Below are 21,754 nucleotides of genomic sequence, written 5' to 3' on the forward strand. Positions count from 1 at the left end.
GGAGTGATAGGGATGTCTGATGCTTATAAAAATGCCGGAGTCGACATCGAAGCCGGATATGAAGCCGTCAAACGAATGAAAAAACACGTGGAGCGCACGAAAAGGCTCGGCGTTATGGGAAGCTTGGGCGGTTTTGGCGGAATGTTTGATCTGTCAGAGCTCCCGTATCAAAAGCCTGTTTTAATTTCAGGAACAGACGGTGTCGGCACCAAGCTGAAACTCGCATTTTCAATGGATAAGCATGACACGATCGGCGTCGATGCGGTCGCGATGTGTGTAAACGATGTGCTCGCCCAGGGAGCGGAGCCGCTGTTTTTCCTTGATTATTTGGCAGTCGGCAAGGCCGATCCGGTGAAAATTGAGCAGATCGTTCAAGGTGTGGCAGACGGCTGTGAGCAGTCAGGATCAGCGCTTATCGGCGGTGAGACGGCGGAAATGCCGGGGCTGTATACAGCTGATGAATACGATATTGCCGGATTTTCAGTCGGTGTTGCGGAAAAAGACGAAATCGTCACCGGTGAACATATCGAAGAAGGGCATCTCTTAATCGGACTAACTTCAAGCGGCCTTCACAGCAACGGGTTTTCCCTTGTGAGAAAAGTGCTTCTTGATGATGGCGGACTTGATTTGGATACTGTCTATGAACCGTTTGCGCGGCCTCTCGGAGAAGAATTGCTGGAACCGACGAGAATATATGTAAAACCGGTGCTTGAAGCGGTGAAAAGCGGTAAGGTGGACGGCATGGCGCATGTGACAGGCGGAGGATTCATCGAGAACATCCCGCGGATGCTGCCGGACGGATTGAGCGCGGAAATTGATCACGGATCATGGCCGATCCCGCCGATTTTTCCGTTTTTACAGGAGCACGGCAAGCTGAAAGAAGAAGAAATGTTCAATGTCTTTAACATGGGCATCGGTTTTGTCCTTGCCGTTAAAGAAGAGGACCTTACAGACGTTATCGAAACGCTTGAAGCTCAAGGCGAAAAGGCTTATTTGATCGGACGGGTCAAACGCGGCGAAGGCATTTCTTTCGGCGGTGCGGCTCTTTCATGAAGAAATTTGCGGTATTTGCTTCAGGAAACGGATCGAACTTTGAGGCCATTGCCAAACGTATGAGAGAAGAGAAGTGGGATGCGGAGCTCTCTCTTCTCGTGACGGATAAGCCCCAGGCAAAGGCTGCGGAAAGGGCGGAGGCTTTACATATCCCGTCATTCGCCTTTGAGCCGTCAGCTTTTGCAAACAAGGCCGCCTTTGAACGGGCCATTATTGAACAGCTTCGTCTGCACGGAGCGGAACTAATCGTTCTCGCCGGCTATATGAGACTGATCGGAAATACGCTTCTTGAAGCTTACGGGGGCCGCATTGTTAATATACATCCTTCGCTTCTTCCGGCATTTCCGGGAATTGACGCTGTCGGACAGGCGTATCGGGCCGGTGTGAAAGTGGCGGGCATTACCGTTCATTACGTCGACGAAGGCATGGACACCGGACCGATTATCGCGCAAAAAGCATTCGAGATACAGGAAAACGATACGCTTGAAGATATAGAACATACGATACACGAGCTTGAGCACAAATGGTATCCGAGCGTTGTGAAACAGCTGCTGGGACTAAATAACAGAGGTGAAAAGGCATGACAATCAAACGCGCACTAATCAGTGTTTCTGATAAAACAAATCTCGTACCTTTCGTAAAGGAACTGACAGAGCTCGGCGTCGAAGTCATTTCGACCGGAGGAACAAAAAAACTTCTCCAGGAAAACGGTGTGGATGTCATCGGCATTTCGGAAGTGACCGGATTTCCTGAAATCATGGACGGACGGTTAAAAACGCTCCATCCTAATATTCACGGCGGACTGCTTGCCGTAAGAGACAATGAAGAGCATATGGCGCAGATCAATGAGCACGGCATTGCCCCCATTGATCTTGTGGTCGTCAACCTTTATCCGTTTAAAGAAACGATTTCAAAAGAAGACGTAACATATGATGAAGCGATAGAAAACATTGATATCGGAGGCCCCGGCATGCTGCGCGCCGCATCGAAAAACCATCAGGATGTGACGGTCATCACAGATCCGGCCGATTACAGCTCAGTGCTCAATGAGATCAAAGAACACGGCGGCGTTTCGCTTAAAAGAAAACGCGAGCTTGCGGCCAAAGTATTCCGCCACACCGCGGCATACGACGCATTAATCGCTGATTACTTAACACGCGAGGCCGGTGAGAAAGATCCAGAACAATTCACCGTTACATTTGAAAAAAAACAATCGCTCCGCTACGGCGAAAACCCTCACCAAGAGGCTGTTTTCTATCAAAGCGCACTGCCTGTCTCCGGTTCCATTGCGGCGGCAAAACAGCTTCACGGCAAAGAGCTTTCTTACAATAATATTAAGGACGCGGATGCGGCCGTTCAAATCGTCCGGGAGTTTGCAGAACCCGCAGCTGTTGCCGTTAAACATATGAACCCGTGCGGAGTCGGTACGGGAGCTTCAATTGAGGAAGCATTCAATAAAGCGTATGAAGCTGATAAAACGTCCATTTTCGGCGGCATCATCGCGCTGAACCGTGAAGTTGATCAGGCAACGGCTGAAGCTCTTCACGGCATCTTTTTAGAAATCGTTATCGCCCCTTCTTTCAGTGAAGAAGCGCTGAACGTGCTGACGGCGAAGAAAAACCTTCGTCTGCTCACGCTTGATGTGACCGCATCAGGAAAGAAAGAAAAACAGCTGACTTCCGTACAGGGCGGCCTTTTGATTCAAGATTTAGACGTGCATGGATTTGATGACGCCGACATCAGCATTCCGACAAAAAGAGAGCCGAACGAGCAGGAGTGGGAAGATTTGAAGCTCGCCTGGAAAGTCGTTAAACACGTGAAATCCAACGCAATCGTTCTTGCAAAAGACCATATGACGGTCGGTGTGGGCGCAGGACAGATGAATCGCGTCGGTTCAGCCAAAATCGCTATTGAGCAGGCCGGAGAAAAAGCAAAAGGCAGCGCGCTCGGTTCAGACGCGTTTTTCCCGATGCCGGATACAGTCGAAGAAGCCGCAAAAGCGGGCGTCACGGCAATTATCCAGCCCGGCGGATCGGTCCGCGACGAAGATTCAATTAAAAAAGCGGATGAATACGGCATCGCCATGGTATTCACCGGCATCAGACATTTCAAACATTAAGGGGAGGAACGAAGCGTGAATGTATTGATTATCGGTAAAGGCGGCAGAGAGCACACACTGGCTTGGAAAGCAGCGCAAAGCCCGCTTGTTGACACGGTGTACGCCGCGCCCGGAAATGACGGTATGGCGGATTGCGCGACGCTGGTCAGCATCGAAGAAAGCGATCATGCCGCACTCATCGCCTTTGCGAAAGAACATCATGTCGGCCTGACGATTATCGGCCCCGAAGTTCCTCTGATCGAAGGGATAGCGGATGAGTTTGAAAAAGCCGGACTGCTTGTTTTCGGACCGTCCGAAAAAGCGGCAATCATTGAGGGAAGCAAACAGTTTGCCAAGGATTTAATGAAAAAATACGGCATTCCGACGGCGGAGTATGAGACATTTACTTCATTTGAAGAGGCGAAAGCTTATGTGCGGCAAAAAGGCGCGCCGATTGTCATTAAAGCCGACGGGCTTGCGGCCGGAAAAGGTGTAACGGTCGCGATGACGGAAGAAGAAGCGATTGAATGCCTGCACGATTTTCTAGAGGATGAGAAATTCGGCGAGGCGAGCGCATCTGTTGTCATTGAAGAGTTCCTCGCCGGCGAAGAATTTTCCTTAATGGCGTTTGTGAAGGGGGAGACCGTCTATCCGATGGTGATCGCCCAAGACCATAAGCGCGCCTTCGACGGAGACAAAGGGCCGAATACGGGCGGAATGGGCGCCTATTCACCGGTGCCGCACATTTCCGATGATATCGTCAAAAGCGCTGTCGAAACGATTGTGAAGCCGGCGGCAAAAGCAATGGTGAAGGAGGGACGCTCCTTCACGGGCGTGCTGTACGCGGGGCTGATTCTGACGGAAAACGGATCAAAAGTCATTGAATTCAACGCGCGCTTCGGAGATCCGGAAACACAGGTCGTCGTGCCGAGAATGGAATCAGACCTTATTCAGGTGCTTTTGGATCTGCTGCATGAGAAAGATGTTGACCTAAGATGGAAGGATACGGCCGCCGTCAGCGTTGTGCTGGCTTCTGAAGGTTATCCTGAAAGCTATGCGAAAGGCACACCAATCGGCGGTTTGACGGCCGCTGAAGAGGGGATCGCCGTTTTTCATGCCGGGACGAAAAAAGCCGGCGGCCAATTTGTCACAAACGGCGGACGGGTCGCCAATGTCACGGCATTTGCTGAGACATTTGAAACGGCGAGGGATAAAGTGTACAGCTCCGTTTCAGGGCTGACAAAACCCGGACTGTTTTACAGAAGCGACATCGGCGTCCGTGCGCTGAAAGCTTCGCAGCGATAAAGAGGGAAACCCGCGTCATATAAGACGCGGGTTTTCTTCTGAAAGGACGACTAAGGTTGTTGATTTACTGTGAGAGATGATTCTTCTCGGAATAACAAGCCGTTGCGGCTTGTTATTTTTCTTGCTGATGGCTGTCATCCTGATTCATTCCGGCTTGGAACATATATGTCACCGGACAGAAGCGGAGGATGCCGGACGCCGCTTTCATCGCGCCCATCATCATACAGAAGAGATGCATCTTGCACCAAGGTTTCCTCGTATATTTCGCTGACGCAGCAGACAAAATGGTGAGGCCGCAAGTGATGCGCATAACGGCGTTCAATAAACTGATATTCGGTTTCATCATTTCAGCTCCCTTAGAAAAAGTTTTTTCATTCATCTTCAATAATTTGTAACGTTTCAGCCGTGCGATAATTGTGCGGATGTGATACGATGGGTCTAATATAAGCGAAGGAGAGTATGTGAATGTCCGAACGTACCTTTAACTGGAAAAATAAAGACATCAGATCACAGGCGGATGTTGTAGACTCAAAGCTGCTTCCAACGCTGCTTTTACGGAACGCTCTCGTTTTAAATCCTTTTTTAAAACAATGGCTGAATAAGAATATCTGGATTTACGGAGACCGAATCGTATATGTTGGTGATGAGCTTCCTGATGCAGCAGAGCACATTCATACCATAAATTGTGAAGGAAAATACATTGTGCCAGGTTACATTGAACCGCATACACATCCTTTTCAAATATATAATCCCCAAACGCTCGCCGAATATGTGTCTCAATTCGGAACAACGACATTTGTGAATGATAACTTGTTTTTTCTTTTGAACAGCGGTAAAAAGAAAGCGCTTACTATATTAGAGGAACTGAAAAAACAGCCGGTGCAATATTTCTGGTGGTCCAGATACGACCTGCAGACTGAAGTGCTGAATGAGGATCAGCTGCTTTCTTTTGATGTCCGCAAACAATGGATTGAGCACCCGGATGTTATTCAAGGCGGAGAATTGACCGGGTGGCCGCGCCTGATGGACGGCGATGACTTAATGCTTCATTGCATGCAGGCGACGAAAAAACTGCGCAAGCGGATTGAAGGGCATTTTCCCGGCGCTTCTGAGAAAACACTGACGAAGATGAAACTGTTCGGAGCTGATTCCGACCACGAGGCCATGAATGGTGACGAGGTGATGAGACGGCTTGAATTGGGCTACTATGTTTCACTCAGGCATTCATCCATCCGCCCTGATTTGAGAACGATATTGCAGGATCTCCATCAAAAAGGCTTCCGGCATTATGATCATTTCTTTTACACGACGGATGGGGCGGCGCCGCATTTTTATAAAGGCGGCATGACGAATGAATTGATCAAAATCGCTTTGGAGGAAGGGGTTCCGGCGATTGACGCCTACAATATGGCGTCTTTTAATATCGCGAAGTATTATCAGATGGATGACTTTCTCGGTGTGGTCGGTCCGGGACGGCTTGCCTCATTGAACATTCTTGACGACCCGATGAACCCGGACCCGGTCACGGTGATCTCTAAAGGCATCCTGCTGAAAGAAGACGGCCGAAATATGAAGGCGTTTACAAAAACGGATTGGAAAAGAGGCGGTCTTGTCCCTCTTGAGCTTTCATATGATATGACGATGGATGATTTACAGTTTTCAATGCCGATGGGTGTGAAAATGCGCAATGCGGTCATTATGGAGCCGTATATGATTGCGATTGATAATTCTGTTGACCAGCTTTCTTTTGATCATGATGAAAGTTACCTCACGCTTCTCGATAAGCATGGAAAATGGCGGGTCAATACAATGCTGAAAGGTTTTGCCGAGCGGGTGCAGGGCTTTGTCAGTTCTTACACGACAACCGGAGATATTATCGCAGCGGGAAAAAATAAGGAAGATATCCTGCTTGCTTTCTCACGGATGAAAGAAATCGGCGGCGGAATCGTGCTTGCCGAAAACGGGAAGATTCTTCATGAAATTCCCCTTGCCTTAAACGGTTCTGCATCTGCGGAGAGTTTTGAAGACGTCCTTGAAAAAGAGCATAAGCTGAGGACTTTGCTGGAGGAGCGGGGCTACCGATTCTGCGATCCGATCTATACGCTGCTCTTTTTGCAGAGCACACACCTGCCTTATATTCGCATTACGCCGAGAGGAATATTCGACGTGATGAAAAAAACTGTACTCTTTCCATCGATAATGCGTTAAAATATAAAAGCAGGGAGCCGACATATGAAAAGATGGAAAACCGTTTGTATGCTTTGTTTTGCGTTTTTGCTGCTTGCCGCCTGCCGGCAGAATGATGCCGATCAGGTGAAGCCGAAAGAGGCGGAAGCTCCTTTAACGGGGTTAAAAACTGACCGGAAACTTGCAGAACGCCGTCCGATTGCAGTGATAGTGAACAATCATCCGAAGGCGAGGCCCCAATCCGGGCTGTCAAAGGCGGATATTGTCATCGAAGCGCTTGCGGAAGGCAGGATTACGCGGTTTCTCGCGATTTTTCAGAGTGAGATGCCGGAAACGGTCGGGCCTGTGCGGAGCGCGAGGGAATACTTTGTCACCCTCAGCAGCGGGTTTAACAGCATATTTATCCATCATGGCTGGAGTCCCGGCGCTAAAAAGCAGCTGGAGTCCGGTGCTTACGATTATATAAACGGTTTGGATTTTGACGGAAGCCTGTTTTGGCGGGCCGATTTCAGCAAGCCGCCCCACAATTCCTACACGTCTTATGACAATATCAAAAAGGCGGCGGAACAAAAAGGATACAAGCTGAACGGAAAAACAAAACCGCTTCCATTTCAGACATCAGAAGCAAAACCCGGAAACGAAACCTACAATATTCGGATAGATTATGGAACACAAAACGTTACAAATCTTGTCGAATACGATTATGATAAAAAAGCTGATACTTATACAAGAAGCTCTGATGGTGTGAAAGCGACAGACCGGGAGACCGGAAAGCCTTTAGCCATGCGCAACATTTTTATTGTTGAAGCCGGCCATCGCATGACAGACAAAGATGGAAGGCGGGCCATCGATATTCAATCAGGAGGGAAAGGCCTCCTGATTCAGCACGGCGATGTTATTGAGTCAGACTGGGAATACAAAGACGGCCGTATTCTGCCTGTTAAAGGCGGTGAGATTCTTCCGTTTGTGCCGGGAAAGACATGGATTAATATCGTTCCTGATCTCGATGCAGCTTCCATTAGTAAAGGAGAAGGTGTTTGACGATGCAAATCGATAAATTACGCGGAAAAGAACTGGACCAGTTATTTTTATCTATTTTATCGCTGAAAGATCTGGAGGAATGCTATCGTTTCTTTGACGATCTTTGTACGATTAATGAAATTCAATCGCTGGCGCAGCGTTTGGAAGTGGCAAGAATGCTCCGCGAAGGAAATACGTATCACAAAATTGAAAGCGAAACGGGTGCTTCAACAGCGACGATTTCCCGAGTGAAGCGCTGCTTAAACTACGGAAATGACGCTTATGAAATGGCGCTTGACCGTGTAAACAAAGGGGAATCTTCCTCAGCAACGTAAAAACCGACCTGCCGGTGACGGCAGGCGGTTTTTTTATGCGTGCTGATCCATAAGGCTGGGAAGTTCCCTCAGACTTCCGTCTTCCTCCCGGTATACGATGTGTTCAGCTGAGAAATGAATCGGCGAGCTGATGCCCGCCGCCGCGGCAAGGTGAAACAGCCCTTCACGCAAGGAAAGCACGTAGTTGCAGACGCGGTGCTGTTTGTCTTCGATACTGAGCGCGCGCTGAAGCTTCGGATCGGTTGTCGCTACACCGACAGGACAATGATTGGTGTGGCATACTTGAGCGCGGATACAGCCGACTGAAAACATCATTCCCCGGGCAATATTGACAAAATCCGCGCCTAGCGCGAGGGCGACGGCAATCTTATCCGGAGTGAGCAGCTTTCCGGATGCGAAAATTTTCAGCTTATCTCTTATACCGTATGTCTTCAAAAGGCCGTCAACAAGGGGGAGGCCGGTCAGAATCGGCAGGCCGACGGAATCCGCCAGCTCATGGAAAGAAGCCCCGGTTCCCCCTTCACTGCCGTCAATCGTAATAAAGTCGGGATGTTTGCCTGATGAACTCATGCAGGAAATAAGGTCTTCAAGGTCTTTGCGGCTGCCCGGAACAATTTTGATGCCGACCGGTTTTTCACCGACAGTCCTTAATTTCTCAATGAAATCAAGCATGTCCGGAACATTTGAAAATTCGTTGAAGCGGTTGGGACTGTCAATGGATTGTCCGGGCTGCACATTCCTGATGGCGGCAATTTCTTCGGTCACCTTTGAGCCGTCAATATGCCCGCCTCTTGCTTTCGCCCCTTGGGCAAGCTTTAATTCAAAGGCTTTAATCTGCTTGAGACGGCTTTTTTTCTTAAATTCTTCCCATGAAAATTCTCCTTCTTCGGTGCGGACGCCGAACAGCCCCGGGCCGATTTGGCAGATAATATCCGCGCCGCCTTTCAGGTGATACTCTGACAGGCCGCCTTCGCCTGTATTCATCCATGTGCCTCCGGCTTGGTGCAGCCCTTTTGACAGGGCGGTAATTGCCCGGTCGCCAAGTGAGCCATAGCTCATCGCTGATTGTCCAATTAATCCTTTTACATAAAACGGCTTTTTGCATGTGTCACGTCCGATTATTTGCACATCGTCCGGATGCAGGTAATAAGGGTCTGCTTTCGCTTTTTCACGGTGCTCGCTGCGCTTCAGCAGATTGTCCTTGTCAATTTTGTATACCATCGTCTCGATCTTCGGCGTCTGATCCGTGCGCAGTTCCTCCCTTTGTTTCGGGAAGAGGGCGTTACGGATATAATAGCCCGGCTTATCGAAATCCCGTTCTGATCCGAAGCCCATCATTCTGCTTTTATACTTTCCCGACATGACTGTCTGTTCATATTCTCTCCGGGAAAACGGCTGTTCTTCATTATCATTGCTGAATAAATACTGCCGCAGCTCAGGTCCGATTTTTTCAAATATATAACGCAGCTTTCCCGCTGCGGGATAATTGCGCAGCACTGAATGCTCTTCCTGCTTTTCGTCTCTTATGTATATCCAAAGAAACAATGCGGCGGGAACTAAAATAATCAAAATTAATATACAAATCAGTACGATAATGGCTTGTTCCATTGAAATCAGACTCCTTGCCTTTTTTCTCTTTGACATTCCACATTTTGTCTTTTTTGAAACATAGCCGTATCCCTGCAGGCGGAGCGCAATCTTTTTTTGTGAATCAGGTGAATGACGTCTTTTTCCGTTTTTCCGGGCCAAATGAATTTGTTATAATGTTTAAATGGCAAGAAACGAATGGAGGAACGAAAACGCATGTACGATGTTAACGAGTGGAAGCACGTTTTTAAACTCGATCCGAATAAAGATTTACCGGATGAACAGCTGGAACGGCTTTGTGAATCAGGGACTGACGCCATTGTGATCGGAGGAAGCGACAATGTCACCGAGGACAATGTGCTGAGGCTGATGTCAAAGGTGCGGCGGTTTTTAGTGCCGTGCGTACTTGAGGTGTCAACGATTGATTCCATTGTGCCCGGGTTTGATCTTTATTTCATTCCGAGTGTGCTTAACAGCAAAAATGCGGACTGGATTGTCGGCATGCACCACCAGGCGATGAAAGAATACGGCGAGCTCATGTCAATGGAGGAAATCGTGACCGAGGGCTATTGCATCGTCAACCCTGATTGTAAGGCGGCCGCTTTGACGGAGGCGGATACACATATAGAAACAGAAGATATTCTCGCCTATGCGCGGGTCGCGGAGAATTTGCTTCATCTCCCGATTTTTTATCTGGAATACAGCGGGATGCTGGCGGACATAGAAACAGTGGAGAAAACGAAGGCTGTGCTGGACAAGTCCGTCCTGTTTTACGGCGGCGGCATTAAAGACGCGGAAACGGCGGAACGGTTCGGCCGTCATGCCGATGTCATCGTTGTGGGAAATGCCGTATATGAAGATTTTGATCAGGCGCTCAAAACGGTGGCGGCTGTAAAGACAAAGTAGCCAAGCGGACGAATTTGATTTATGATAGAACATATGTTTGATAGGCGGTGAACGGATATGAATTACATTAGCAATCAATTATTAAGCGGATTAAATCCCGTTCAGCAGGAAGCGGTTAAGACTACGGACGGTCCGCTGCTTCTGATGGCAGGTGCGGGAAGCGGAAAAACACGGGTGCTGACGCACAGAATCGCGTACTTAATGGCGGAAAAGCACGTGGCGCCGTGGAACATTCTGGCGATTACATTTACAAATAAAGCCGCCAGAGAAATGAAGGAGCGGGTGGAGAGCATTCTCGGCCCCGGCGCGGATGAAATCTGGATATCCACCTTCCACAGCATGTGCGTGCGGATTCTGCGCAGGGACATTGACAGAATCGGCATCAACCGAAACTTCTCCATTCTTGATACGGCTGATCAGCTTTCCGTTATTAAAGGGATTCTGAAAGAGCGGAATATCGACCCGAAAAAGTTTGATCCGAGAAGCATTTTAGGCTCGATCAGCAGCGCAAAAAACGAGCTGATCGAACCTGAGGAATTCGCAAAAACGGCCGGCGGCTACTACGATCAGGTCACGAGTGACGTGTATACCGATTATCAGAAAAAACTGCTGAAAAACCAATCGCTCGATTTTGATGATTTAATCATGACGACGATCAAGCTTTTCGAGCGTGTGCCGGAAGTGCTTGAGTTTTATCAGCGCAAATTCCAGTACATTCACGTAGACGAGTATCAGGATACGAACAGAGCGCAATACCTGCTCGTTAAGCAGCTTGCGGCCCGTCTTGAAAATATCTGCGTCGTCGGTGACTCCGACCAGTCCATTTACAGATGGCGCGGGGCGGATATCGCGAATATCCTTTCCTTTGAAAAAGATTATCCGAGCGCAAACGTGATTCTGCTCGAACAAAACTACCGCTCAACAAAGCGGATTCTGCAGGCGGCCAACGAAGTGATCAAAAACAACTCAAACCGCAAGCCGAAAAATCTGTGGACGGAGAATGACGAAGGCGTCAAGCTTGCTTATTACAGCGGCGACAATGAATTCGGCGAAGGCCAATTCGTCGCGGGCAAAATTTATGAGCTGAACAGCTCAGGCCGGCGGAAGCTTTCCGATATCGCGATTTTATACCGGACAAACGCCCAGTCGCGCGTTATCGAGGAAACCCTTTTAAAAGCCGGTCTGAACTACAATATCGTCGGCGGAACCAAGTTCTACGACAGAAAAGAAATTAAAGACATTCTCGCATATCTGCGCCTTGTGTCAAACCCGGACGATGACATCAGTTTTACGCGGATCGTCAATGTGCCGAAACGGGGCGTCGGCGCCACTTCGCTTGAAAAAATCGCTTCATACGCGGCGATGAACGGCATGTCAATGTTCCAGGCGATCAAACAGATTGATTTCATCGGTGTCAGCGCGAAAGCGGCAAACGCGCTTGACGGCTTTGGCGCGATGATTGAAAATCTGACGAATATGCAGGATTACCTGTCCATTACGGAACTCACGGAAGAAATTCTCGATAAAACGGAATACAGAGAAATGCTGAAGGCTGAAAAGTCTATTGAGGCCCAGAGCCGTCTTGAAAATATCGACGAGTTTCTTTCTGTCACGAAAAACTTCGAACAAAAAAGCGAAGACAAGTCTCTCGTCGCGTTTCTGACCGACCTGGCGCTGATTGCGGATATTGACCAGCTCGACCAGAAGGAAGAGGAATCGGGCGGAAAGGATGCCGTCACGTTAATGACGCTGCACGCCGCTAAGGGGCTTGAATTTCCGGTCGTGTTCTTAATGGGCATGGAGGAAGGCGTATTCCCGCACAGCCGCTCCCTGATGGAAGAAGCTGAGATGGAAGAAGAGCGCAGGCTCGCATATGTAGGCATTACGAGGGCGGAAGAAGAACTGTACTTAACGAATGCCAAAATGCGCACCTTGTTCGGGCGCACCAATATGAATCCGGAATCACGCTTTATCAGGGAAATACCTGACGATTTATTGGAGAACCTAAATGAGAAGAAAACCCCGCGCATGCAGCCGGGAAGAAAAATGCAGCCGAAACGCGGGCCCGTATCCCGTCCTGTTTCCTACGCGAACAAAACAGGCGGCGACTCGCTCAGCTGGGCGGTCGGCGATAAAGCGGGCCATAAAAAATGGGGCACCGGAACGGTTGTCAGCGTAAAAGGAGAAGGCGAAAGCACGGAGCTTGATATCGCATTCCCGAGCCCAGTCGGCGTGAAACGTCTGCTGGCCGCCTTTGCCCCGATTGAAAAGCAGTAACCTGAAGAGGAAAGGAAGAACATGATGGACAAAGAAACAGCGAAACACCGGGCAGAAGAATTGCGCCGCACCATCGATCAGTACAGTTACGAATACTACACCCTAGATGAACCGAGCGTGCCGGATTCCGAGTACGACAGACTGATGCAGGAGCTGATGGCCATAGAAGAAGAGCACCCGGAGCTCAGAACGCCTGATTCGCCCACACAGCGGGTCGGAGGAGCGGTGCTTGAGTCGTTTCAAAAGGTGCAGCACGGCACGCCGATGCTCAGTCTCGGCAACGCATTTAACGATGATGATCTTCGCGATTTTGACCGCCGCGTCCGTCAGGCTGTCGGCGACGGCGTCGCTTACAATGTAGAGCTGAAAATAGACGGTCTTGCTGTTTCTCTCCGTTATGAAGACGGCTATTTCGTCAGAGGCGCGACAAGAGGAGACGGAACGACGGGCGAAGATATTACGGAAAACTTAAAAACGATCCGAAACATTCCGCTGAAAATGAAACGGAACCTCTCCATAGAAGTGCGCGGAGAGGCGTATATGCCGAAACAGTCATTCGAAGCACTCAACGAAGAACGGCTGAAACATGAAGAAGAGCCGTTTGCCAATCCCCGGAATGCGGCTGCGGGCTCACTCCGACAGCTCGATCCGAAAATAGCAGCGAAACGAAATCTTGACATCTTCGTCTACAGTATAGCGGAGCTTGACGAAATGGGTGTGGAAACACAGAGTCAAGGCCTGGATTTTCTGGATGAGCTCGGTTTTAAAACAAACCAGGAACGGAAAAAATGCGCCACGATAGATGAAGTGATTGAAATGATCGAAGAGCTGCAGGCGAAGCGGGCCGATCTCCCGTATGAAATTGACGGAATCGTCATCAAGGTGGATTCGCTCGATCAGCAGGAAGAGCTCGGGTATACGGCAAAAAGCCCGCGCTGGGCGATTGCTTATAAATTCCCGGCAGAAGAAGTCGTGACAAAACTGCTCGATATCGAACTGAATGTCGGAAGAACGGGCGTCATTACACCGACTGCCGTCCTGGAACCGGTAAAAGTCGCGGGGACGACGGTCTCAAGAGCATCCCTTCATAACGAAGATTTAATTAAAGAGAAGGACATCCGCATTCTCGATAAAGTGGTCGTCAAAAAAGCGGGCGATATCATCCCTGAGGTCGTCAATGTCTTAGTTGAACAGCGGACCGGAGAAGAAAAAGAATTCAATATGCCGACCAGCTGCCCTGAGTGCGGAAGCGAACTTGTCCGCATTGAAGGAGAGGTCGCGCTGCGCTGTATCAACCCGGAATGCCCGGCGCAAATCAGAGAAGGCCTGATTCATTTTGTCTCACGCAACGCGATGAATATTGACGGCCTCGGAGAACGTGTCATCACACAGCTTTTCCGTGAACATCTCGTCCGTAATGTCGCTGATTTATATAAGCTGACAAAAGAACAGGTCATCCGGCTTGAGCGGATGGGGGAAAAATCAACTGACAATCTGATCAGCTCCATCCAAAAGTCGAAAGAGAATTCGCTGGAACGGCTGCTGTTCGGTCTCGGCATCCGTTTTATCGGCTCAAAAGCGGCCAAAACACTGGCCATGCATTTTGAAAGCCTGGAAAATCTGAAACAAGCCACAGAGGAAGAGCTGCTTGCAGTAGACGAAATCGGTGAAAAGATGGCTGATGCCGTCATCACCTACTTCCGAAAAGAAGAAATGCTTGAGCTTTTGAATGAACTGGAAGAGCTCGGTGTGAACACACTCTATAAAGGCCCGAAAAAAGTAAAAGCGGAGGACAGCGACTCTTATTTTGCCGGAAAAACCATCGTGTTAACCGGAAAGCTTGAAGAGCTGTCCAGAAATGAAGCCAAAGCGCAGATCGAAGCGCTCGGCGGAAAGCTGACGGGATCTGTCAGCAAAAAAACAGACTTGGTGATCGCCGGAGAAGCGGCCGGAAGCAAGTTGGAAAAAGCGCAGGAATTAAACATTGAAGTATGGAATGAAGCACAGCTATTGGGAGAGCTAAAGAAATAAGAGGAGTGTTTTCTATTGAAAAAGATGTTGGCATTGGCGGCGACGGCGACCGCGGCAGTATTGATGCTGTCAGCCTGTTCGCCGAGTTTCGGAGGAAAAAAAGAGGAAGAGATCACGCAGAAAACCGCAAAGTCTTCTGAAAAAGCGATCATACCGAAATATAATATCTCTGATTCCTACTATAAGATGGTGCTTCCGTTTAAGGCCGGAAAAGCGCGCGGCCTGACCGCGGACCGGCTGAATACGAGGCTGGACATCGACGAATTCGAGACGGGGCTGATGCGGCTCGCCCAAGACACGTTCCCGACGGATGATTATTTGTATCAGGAAGGCCAGTATTTAGATGAGGATACGGTACTCAGCTGGCTTGACCGCAAAAAAGAAGGCAGTGATCTGAAAAAGGCGAAAAAGGCAGACGCCAATTTTCAGAATCTCGGCTTAAACCCGGTGCTGCCAAGTTCGGGATCGGCAAAAGAGAAAAACGAAAACAGCCCGATTTACTTAGCGTCTATGCTTGAACAGGATTACTTAGTAAGAAAAGATAAAAATTCCATCCAGCTTGGCGGTGTCATGATCGGTCTCGCTCTCAACTCTGTTTACTATTACCGCGAAAAAACCGGTGATCCGCAGCAGGAAGTAGAGCTCAGCGACAAAACGATCCGCAGCCACGGTGAAGAAATCGCCCAGGAAGTCGTTAACCGTCTCCGGAAAATGGATAACCTGAAAAATGTGCCGATTACCGTCGCCCTTTATAAACAAGCGCCGAAAACATCAATCGTACCGGGAAATTACATTGCAAAAACAGAAGTCAAAGCCGGCTCATCCACCATTTCAAACTGGGATGATGTCAAAGAAAAATACGTGTTCTATCCGGCGGATACAGACACGGCAAAGAAATACCCTGACGATTCCGAAGTGTTTAAACGCTTCAAAAACGCGATCGACAGCTACTTCCCGAACTACACCGGAGTAGTCGGAACGGCGATGTACGAAAATGATGAAATGAGAAAAATGAAAATAGAAATCCCGATGCAATTTTACGGAAAAAGCGAAGTCATCGCCTTTACCCAATACTTAACGGGTGAGCTTATGGATTATTATTCAAAAGGCTCAGTCGATGTTGAAATCAATATCACCTCATCAGACGGCCAGGAAGCGCTGATCGTCCGCAATGCGGGTGACAAAGAACCGACCGTCCATATTTACGATTAATTAAGCGCCCTTGTTCATTTCTTTGTGAGCAAGGGTTTTCTTGTATATATCGTTGGTGAGAGAAGTGACGTATGTTATGATATTTGTATAAATAGGGATTAACAGGAAAAACTTTTTTGTTTATAGGCGGATGTTACTAATCTGTTAGGAATAAAAAGAAGGGCGGGATGTTGATGAATGACTTATGCTGAGTACACATGTCACTGCCAAAAGATATGAAGAGGGTGAATCAGCATGCATAAAGATATTAAAGCGGTTTTTGAGGAAGATAAGGTGCTCGCTAAAGCCGGTGAAATATACGGCTTTACCAAGTTTCAATTTATCGCAGACGCAGAGAACTACGTATATGAAATTGTGAAAGATAACGAACCTTATATCTTGAAAATTACGCATACGATCCGCAGAACACCGGAATATATTCTGGGAGAAATGGAATGGCTTCATCATCTCACAAAGGGAGGGCTTTCAGCAGCAAAACCGATTCCTTCATTAAATGGCAGAGATGTCGAAGAAGTGCCGGATGGAAAAGGCGGAGCGTTTTTATTAAGAGTCTATGAAAAAGCGCCGGGCCATAAAGTAGAAGAATCAGACTGGAACGGAACTCTGTTTTATGAGCTTGGCAAGTATACGGGGCACATGCATCGGCTGACGAAAAGCTACCGTCTGAGCGACCCGAAATATAAAAGACAGGAATGGGACGAAGAGGAGCAGCTGAAGCTGAGAAAATACGTGCCCGCAGATCAGCATCTCGTATTTGAGCGGGCGGATGCTTTAATGGAAGAACTGCGGAAATTGCCGAAGAACCCGGAAAGCTACGGCCTGGTGCACGCCGATTTGCACCATGGCAATTTCAACTGGGACAACGGAAAAATTACTACCTTTGATTTTGATGATATCGGCTACAATTGGTTTGTGAATGATATCAGTATTTTGTTATACAACATGTTGTGGTATCCGGTCATCCCGTATGAAGACAAGGCCGCGTTTACGGGTGAATTCATGACACACTTTATGAAAGGCTACAGGGAAGAAAATGACCTTGATCCCGCATGGCTTGAAAAAATCCCGGATTTCCTCCGGCTGCGCCATATGCTGATTTACGGATTATTGCATCAGGCGTTTGACCTCGACTCACTCGGAGATGAAGAGCTTGAGATGCTGAAAGGCTTCAGACGCGATATTGAAAATGAAACACCGATTACTGAATATCATTTTTCTGCATTCGTATAAATAGAAAAACGCCGGCTGACATCAGTCCGGCGTTTTTTTATAACGTATCGCATTTCACTCCGACGACACCCTGAATTTCTTTAATATCATAATACACGTCCGTGGTGTAGCGGTTTTTATGAACGCTGATTTTCACTTCCATAATCGGAAATTCTTTTTCATGCAGATCATCTATCCGGACGGAGTGAATGCGGAGCTGTTTGCTTTTCATTTCCTTTAAAATCTCGGTCATTTTGTCTTTGTCGGAAAGAGACATTCTCACGCGGATATCTTTCTCCTTCAAGCGGTTGGGGCCGATTTTTCTGATCAGCCATGGAAGAAACTCGACGCTGATCAGGATAAACAAGAGGCTTGCGAACGCCTCCTTATAAAAGCCGGCGCCTGTGGCCAGACCCAGTCCGGCTGCACCCCAGATGATAGCCGATGTCGTCAGGCCGGAAATGACGTCATTGCTTTTACGCAGAATCACGCCCGCACCGATAAAGCCGACGCCGGAAATGATTTGGGCGGGAAGACGGAGCGGGTCCATCATGATACGGTAATATTTCGGAAAATGATAGGCCGCATTAATGCTGACGATCGTCAGCATACAGGAGCTGACGGCGATGACGATACAGGTTTTCAGTCCGAGCGGTTTATTTTTCAGCTCGCGCTCAAGACCGATGATCATCCCGATCAGCGTGGCAATGCCCAGTTTTAATAAAATGTCCGGATCGATAGGCCAGCTCAATTTGCACAGCACCTCCGCAGTTTTTCTTATAGTAAATTGATATGATTTTCTCACAGTATTTATAGCAGGACAAGTGCGGAAGAAAAAAGCCGTCAGGAATAAAATCTGACGGCTTTTTGTCTATTTCTTCTTTTTCAAAAGAGCTTCCATCCGGCTGAACAGCTGATAAGAAGCATCGGCCGGTTTTTTGGTCAGCAGGCTGACGGCAATACCGGCAATCAGACTGAGGAAGAACCCCGGAATGATTTCGTATATGCCGGTTGAAGCGGCAAGCCCCGTCGTAATCCAGATTAGAACGGCCGCAGCTCCGGTAATCATCGCCGCAAGCGCTCCCCATTCATTCATCCGTTTCCAGTACAGACTGAGAAGGAGCGCCGGACCGATGGCCGAACCGAAGCCTGCCCACGCATATCCGACCAGATCAAGAATGGTGCTGTTCGGATTCATGGAAAGCAGGATGGCGATCACGGCCACGATTAATACCGACAAGCGTCCGGTCATGACCAATTCTTTATCGCTCGCTTCCCGTCTGAAAAAGGCGCGGTATAAATCTTCTGTAATGGCGCTTGCCGTTACGAGAAGCTGTGAGGAGATAGAACTCATAATCGCCGCTAAAATTGCGGACAGCAGGAAGCCCGTAATCAGCGGATGGAACAAGATTTTAGAAAAAATAATGAAAATCGTTTCCGGATCTTTTACGGAGACCCCGAAGTGATGAGAATACGCAACCCCGATAATCCCGGTCAGCAGTGAACCGATAACTGAAATAACCATCCAGCTCATCCCGATTCTGCGGGCGGGTTTTAAATCCTTCACTTCTTTAATCGCCATAAATCGTACGATGATATGAGGCTGGCCGTAATAGCCGAGTCCCCATGCCAAGTAAGAAATAATGCTAATGACGCTCGCGCCTTTAAAGATATCCAATAGTTTCGGGTTTACGGCGTTGATCGAATCAATCGTCGTTGAAACGCTCCCGAGCTGGGTAAAAGCAACGATCGGCACAAGCACTAATGCCGCAAACATGATCGCTCCCTGTACGAAGTCAGTCAGACTGACAGCAAGGAAACCGCCAAACAGCGTGTAAAGCACAACAACACCGGCCGTTAAAAACAAACCGAATTTGTAGTCGGCGCCGAATGCCGATTCAAATAACCTGCCTCCGGATACCATTCCGGACGATGTGTACAGTGTGAAAAAGATCATAATAATCACGGCGGAAACAATTTTCAGCAATGATGACGAATGGCGGAACCGTTTATCGAAGAAATCGGGAATTGTAATCGCATCATCCGCAACTTCCGTATAGGCGCGCAGCCTCGGAGCAAGCAGCAGATAATTTGAATATGCGCCGATCGTCAAACCGAGCGCCAGCCATAAGGTCGATAATCCCGTTGCGAACATTGCGCCGGGAACTCCCATCAGCATCCATGCACTCATGTCCGCCGCACCTGCGGACAGCGCCGTTACGAACGGGCCGAGTCCTCTTCCGCCCAGCATGTAATCATTAATATTCGTTGTCTTTCTGAATGCGTACCAGCCGATTAACAGCATGGCAGCAAAGTAAATGCCAAGAGATATAATTAATTCAATACTCACGTTTCTGGACCCTCTCTTCTTTTAAGTAAATGTTGCATCACCTCTGCAGATTAGTAGTGCCGGACTTTTGCGCCGGCGGCAAGCCTTTAGTCATCATGACATGCCGAATGCATGATTTTGTGCAGGCTATGGTTACTAAACCTAACAAAGTATCCCCGATCAATCAACTCTCGAAACCTGGCCCATTCAAGGAAAAAATCCCCGGCAACATAGAACAGCTTAAAGATGAAAACGCTACCAATAAATTATAAAAGTAAAAATTTTCTGACATATAATTCGTTTCTCTTTCTCCCCGATTTAGGATAAAATAGAGAGGGTTTCATCATGCCTCAGGAGGCGGCGTTTTGTTGCTTTAGAGGGCTCGTTTTTGATATGATCAGTATTATATGACGAAACGGAGAATTATGCGGAGGTGGATCTTATGTCACGAATTTCTATAGAAGAAGTAAAACATGTCGCTCATTTGGCGAGACTCGCCATTACAGATGAAGAAGCTGAAATGTTCACAGAACAGCTTGACAGCATTATCTCGTTTGCCGAGGAGCTTAATGAAGTGGACACGGATAACGTGGAACCGACAACACACGTGCTGAAAATGAAAAACGTAATGAGAGAAGATGAAGCGGGTAAAGGCCTTCCGGTCGAGGATGTCATGAAGAATGCTCCCGATCATAAAGACGGCTATGTCCGTGTGCCATCTATTCTGGATTAAAGGAGGGAGACAGTATGTCATTATTTGATCACAAAATCACAGAACTGAAACAAATGATACATAATAAAGACATCAAGATTTCCGATCTTGTTGACGAATCTTACAAACGGATCGCATCCGTGGATGATAAGGTGCAGGCGTTTTTGCAGCTTGACGAAGAAAGAGCCCGCGCTTATGCGAAAGAGCTTGACGAAGCGGTTGACGGCCGGTCTGAACACGGTCTTCTTTTCGGAATGCCGATCGGCGTCAAAGACAACATCGTGACAAAAGGGCTTCGCACAACATGCTCAAGCAAAATCCTCGAAAACTTCGATCCGATTTACGATGCGACGGTAGTGGAGCGCCTTCAGGCCGCTGAAGCCGTCACGATTGGAAAGCTGAATATGGACGAGTTCGCGATGGGTTCTTCTACTGAAAACTCCGCGTACAAAGCGACGAAAAACCCTTGGAATCTTGATACGGTTCCCGGCGGATCAAGCGGCGGTTCCGCAGCTGCGGTTGCGGCCGGCGAAGTGCCGTTTTCACTCGGATCTGATACGGGCGGCTCCATCCGTCAGCCGGCTTCTTTCTGCGGCGTCGTCGGATTAAAACCTACATACGGACGCGTGTCACGTTACGGTTTGGTCGCTTTTGCATCTTCATTAGACCAGATCGGACCGATCACAAGAAACGTAGAAGATAACGCATTCCTGCTTCAGGCGATTTCAGGCGCGGACAAAATGGACTCTACGAGCGCCAATGTCGAAGTGCCGGACTTTCTTTCTTCATTAACTGGCGACATTAAAGGCTTAAAAATCGCCGTGCCGAAAGAATACCTCGGGGAAGGCGTCGGCAAAGAAGCGAAAGAATCGGTTTTAGCCGCTTTAAAAGTGCTTGAAGACCTTGGAGCGACATGGGAAGAAGTATCTCTGCCGCACAGCAAATACGCGCTTGCGACGTATTATCTGCTGTCATCTTCCGAAGCGTCTGCGAACCTTGCGCGCTTTGACGGCATCCGCTACGGATACCGCTCAGACAATGCGGACAACCTGATCGACCTTTATAAACAGACACGCTCAGAAGGCTTCGGCAACGAAGTGAAGCGCCGCATCATGCTCGGCACCTTCGCGCTCAGCTCAGGCTACTATGACGCGTATTACAAAAAAGCGCAAAAAGTGCGCACGCTCATTAAAAAAGATTTTGAAGACGTCTTTGAGAAATACGATGTCATCGTCGGACCGACAACGCCGACACCGGCTTTCAAAATCGGCGAAAAAACCAGCGATCCGCTCACAATGTACGCCAACGATATTTTAACGATCCCTGTCAATCTCGCGGGTGTGCCGGGAATCAGCGTGCCGTGCGGATTTGCGGACGGACTGCCGCTCGGACTGCAAATCATCGGAAAACATTTCGATGAAGGCACTGTATACCGTGTCGCTCATGCTTTTGAGCAGGCAACAGATCATCATAAAGCGAAACCTGAACTGTAA

The 21,754-nt window shown here is 48.5% G+C and carries 18 protein-coding genes; 14 read left to right on the plus strand and 4 right to left on the minus strand.

Annotation, left to right across the window (positions count from 1 at the left end):
- The first annotated feature begins 12 nt into the window (after positions 1-12).
- From purM to purD, 4 genes are read left to right on the plus strand one after another with little or no spacing between them, the layout of a single operon-like run.
- Positions 13-1,053 (plus strand): phosphoribosylformylglycinamidine cyclo-ligase, encoded by a 1,041-nt coding sequence (gene purM, locus ABDB98_RS03360; protein ID WP_438421360.1) that lies wholly within the window; start codon positions 13-15, stop codon positions 1,051-1,053.
- Positions 1,050-1,637: a phosphoribosylglycinamide formyltransferase gene (gene purN / locus ABDB98_RS03365; RefSeq protein WP_049628026.1), complete on the plus strand. Its 588-nt coding sequence runs from the start codon at positions 1,050-1,052 to the stop codon at positions 1,635-1,637. The genes purM and purN overlap by 4 nt, the downstream gene beginning before the upstream one ends.
- Entirely contained in the window at positions 1,634-3,172 is a 1,539-nt protein-coding gene (gene purH / locus ABDB98_RS03370; protein WP_438421361.1) for a bifunctional phosphoribosylaminoimidazolecarboxamide formyltransferase/IMP cyclohydrolase, read from the plus strand. Before purN ends, purH begins: the two co-directional genes overlap by 4 nt.
- 15 nt (positions 3,173-3,187) lie before the next feature.
- Complete coding sequence (purD, locus tag ABDB98_RS03375; protein ID WP_438421362.1) at positions 3,188-4,456, plus strand: phosphoribosylamine--glycine ligase; 1,269 nt, start codon at positions 3,188-3,190, stop codon at positions 4,454-4,456.
- 112 nt (positions 4,457-4,568) lie between these two features.
- Here the strand turns inward: purD and ABDB98_RS03380 are convergent, their stop codons facing one another.
- Complete coding sequence (locus ABDB98_RS03380) at positions 4,569-4,799, minus strand: YgaP family membrane protein (protein ID WP_003155749.1); 231 nt, start codon at positions 4,797-4,799, stop codon at positions 4,569-4,571.
- Positions 4,800-4,921: 122 nt separating this feature from the next.
- Here ABDB98_RS03380 and ABDB98_RS03385 point away from each other — a divergent pair, with 122 nt between their 5' ends.
- Genes ABDB98_RS03385 through ABDB98_RS03395 form a run of 3 tightly spaced genes read left to right on the plus strand, consistent with a single transcriptional unit; the run spans position 4,922 to position 7,998 of the window.
- Entirely contained in the window at positions 4,922-6,664 is a 1,743-nt protein-coding gene (locus ABDB98_RS03385) for an adenine deaminase (RefSeq protein ID WP_438421363.1), read from the plus strand.
- A 24-nt stretch (positions 6,665-6,688) separates the two neighbouring features.
- Positions 6,689-7,684 carry a DUF3048 domain-containing protein gene (locus ABDB98_RS03390; protein ID WP_438421364.1) on the plus strand — a complete coding sequence of 332 codons (996 nt, stop codon included), beginning with the start codon at positions 6,689-6,691 and terminating at the stop codon, positions 7,682-7,684.
- A 2-nt stretch (positions 7,685-7,686) separates the two neighbouring features.
- Positions 7,687-7,998, plus strand: coding sequence for a YerC/YecD family TrpR-related protein (locus ABDB98_RS03395; protein WP_003155745.1), 312 nt, complete (start codon positions 7,687-7,689; stop codon positions 7,996-7,998).
- 33 nt (positions 7,999-8,031) lie between these two features.
- On the opposite strand, the gene ABDB98_RS03400 is transcribed toward ABDB98_RS03395, so the two are convergent.
- Positions 8,032-9,606: an FMN-binding glutamate synthase family protein gene (locus tag ABDB98_RS03400; protein WP_438421365.1), complete on the minus strand. Its 1,575-nt coding sequence runs from the start codon at positions 9,604-9,606 to the stop codon at positions 8,032-8,034.
- A 195-nt stretch (positions 9,607-9,801) separates the two neighbouring features.
- On the opposite strand from ABDB98_RS03400, the gene ABDB98_RS03405 reads away from it, so the two are divergent.
- The 5 genes from ABDB98_RS03405 (at position 9,802) to ABDB98_RS03425 (ending at position 17,241) form a co-directional block, all read left to right on the plus strand.
- Positions 9,802-10,491 (plus strand): heptaprenylglyceryl phosphate synthase, encoded by a 690-nt coding sequence (locus tag ABDB98_RS03405; protein ID WP_047476393.1) that lies wholly within the window; start codon positions 9,802-9,804, stop codon positions 10,489-10,491.
- A 57-nt stretch (positions 10,492-10,548) separates the two neighbouring features.
- On the plus strand, positions 10,549-12,768 hold the full coding sequence (pcrA, locus tag ABDB98_RS03410; protein WP_045926642.1) for a DNA helicase PcrA: 2,220 nt from the start codon (positions 10,549-10,551) through the stop codon (positions 12,766-12,768).
- A 24-nt stretch (positions 12,769-12,792) separates the two neighbouring features.
- A complete protein-coding gene (gene ligA, locus ABDB98_RS03415; protein ID WP_016937003.1) occupies positions 12,793-14,799 on the plus strand; it encodes an NAD-dependent DNA ligase LigA in 2,007 nt (668 codons plus the stop codon).
- Positions 14,800-14,814: 15 nt separating this feature from the next.
- On the plus strand, positions 14,815-16,011 hold the full coding sequence (locus ABDB98_RS03420) for a CamS family sex pheromone protein (RefSeq protein ID WP_016937002.1): 1,197 nt from the start codon (positions 14,815-14,817) through the stop codon (positions 16,009-16,011).
- Positions 16,012-16,245: 234 nt separating this feature from the next.
- Positions 16,246-17,241, plus strand: coding sequence for a phosphotransferase enzyme family protein (locus ABDB98_RS03425; protein WP_438421366.1), 996 nt, complete (start codon positions 16,246-16,248; stop codon positions 17,239-17,241).
- Positions 17,242-17,278: 37 nt separating this feature from the next.
- On the opposite strand, the gene ABDB98_RS03430 is transcribed toward ABDB98_RS03425, so the two are convergent.
- Entirely contained in the window at positions 17,279-17,971 is a 693-nt protein-coding gene (locus ABDB98_RS03430) for an MgtC/SapB family protein (protein ID WP_045926645.1), read from the minus strand.
- Between the two features lie 120 nt (positions 17,972-18,091).
- Positions 18,092-19,570 (minus strand): sodium/proline symporter PutP, encoded by a 1,479-nt coding sequence (gene putP, locus ABDB98_RS03435; RefSeq protein ID WP_438421367.1) that lies wholly within the window; start codon positions 19,568-19,570, stop codon positions 18,092-18,094.
- Positions 19,571-19,991: 421 nt separating this feature from the next.
- On the opposite strand from putP, the gene gatC reads away from it, so the two are divergent.
- Together gatC and gatA are read left to right on the plus strand one after the other, a co-directional pair.
- On the plus strand, positions 19,992-20,282 hold the full coding sequence (gatC, locus tag ABDB98_RS03440) for an Asp-tRNA(Asn)/Glu-tRNA(Gln) amidotransferase subunit GatC (protein WP_003155732.1): 291 nt from the start codon (positions 19,992-19,994) through the stop codon (positions 20,280-20,282).
- Positions 20,283-20,296: 14 nt separating this feature from the next.
- Positions 20,297-21,754: an Asp-tRNA(Asn)/Glu-tRNA(Gln) amidotransferase subunit GatA gene (gatA, locus tag ABDB98_RS03445; RefSeq protein WP_016936998.1), complete on the plus strand. Its 1,458-nt coding sequence runs from the start codon at positions 20,297-20,299 to the stop codon at positions 21,752-21,754.

The sequence above is a fragment of the Bacillus siamensis genome (assembly GCF_051628075.1).
In the GTDB taxonomy this organism is placed as follows: domain Bacteria; phylum Bacillota; class Bacilli; order Bacillales; family Bacillaceae; genus Bacillus; species Bacillus siamensis.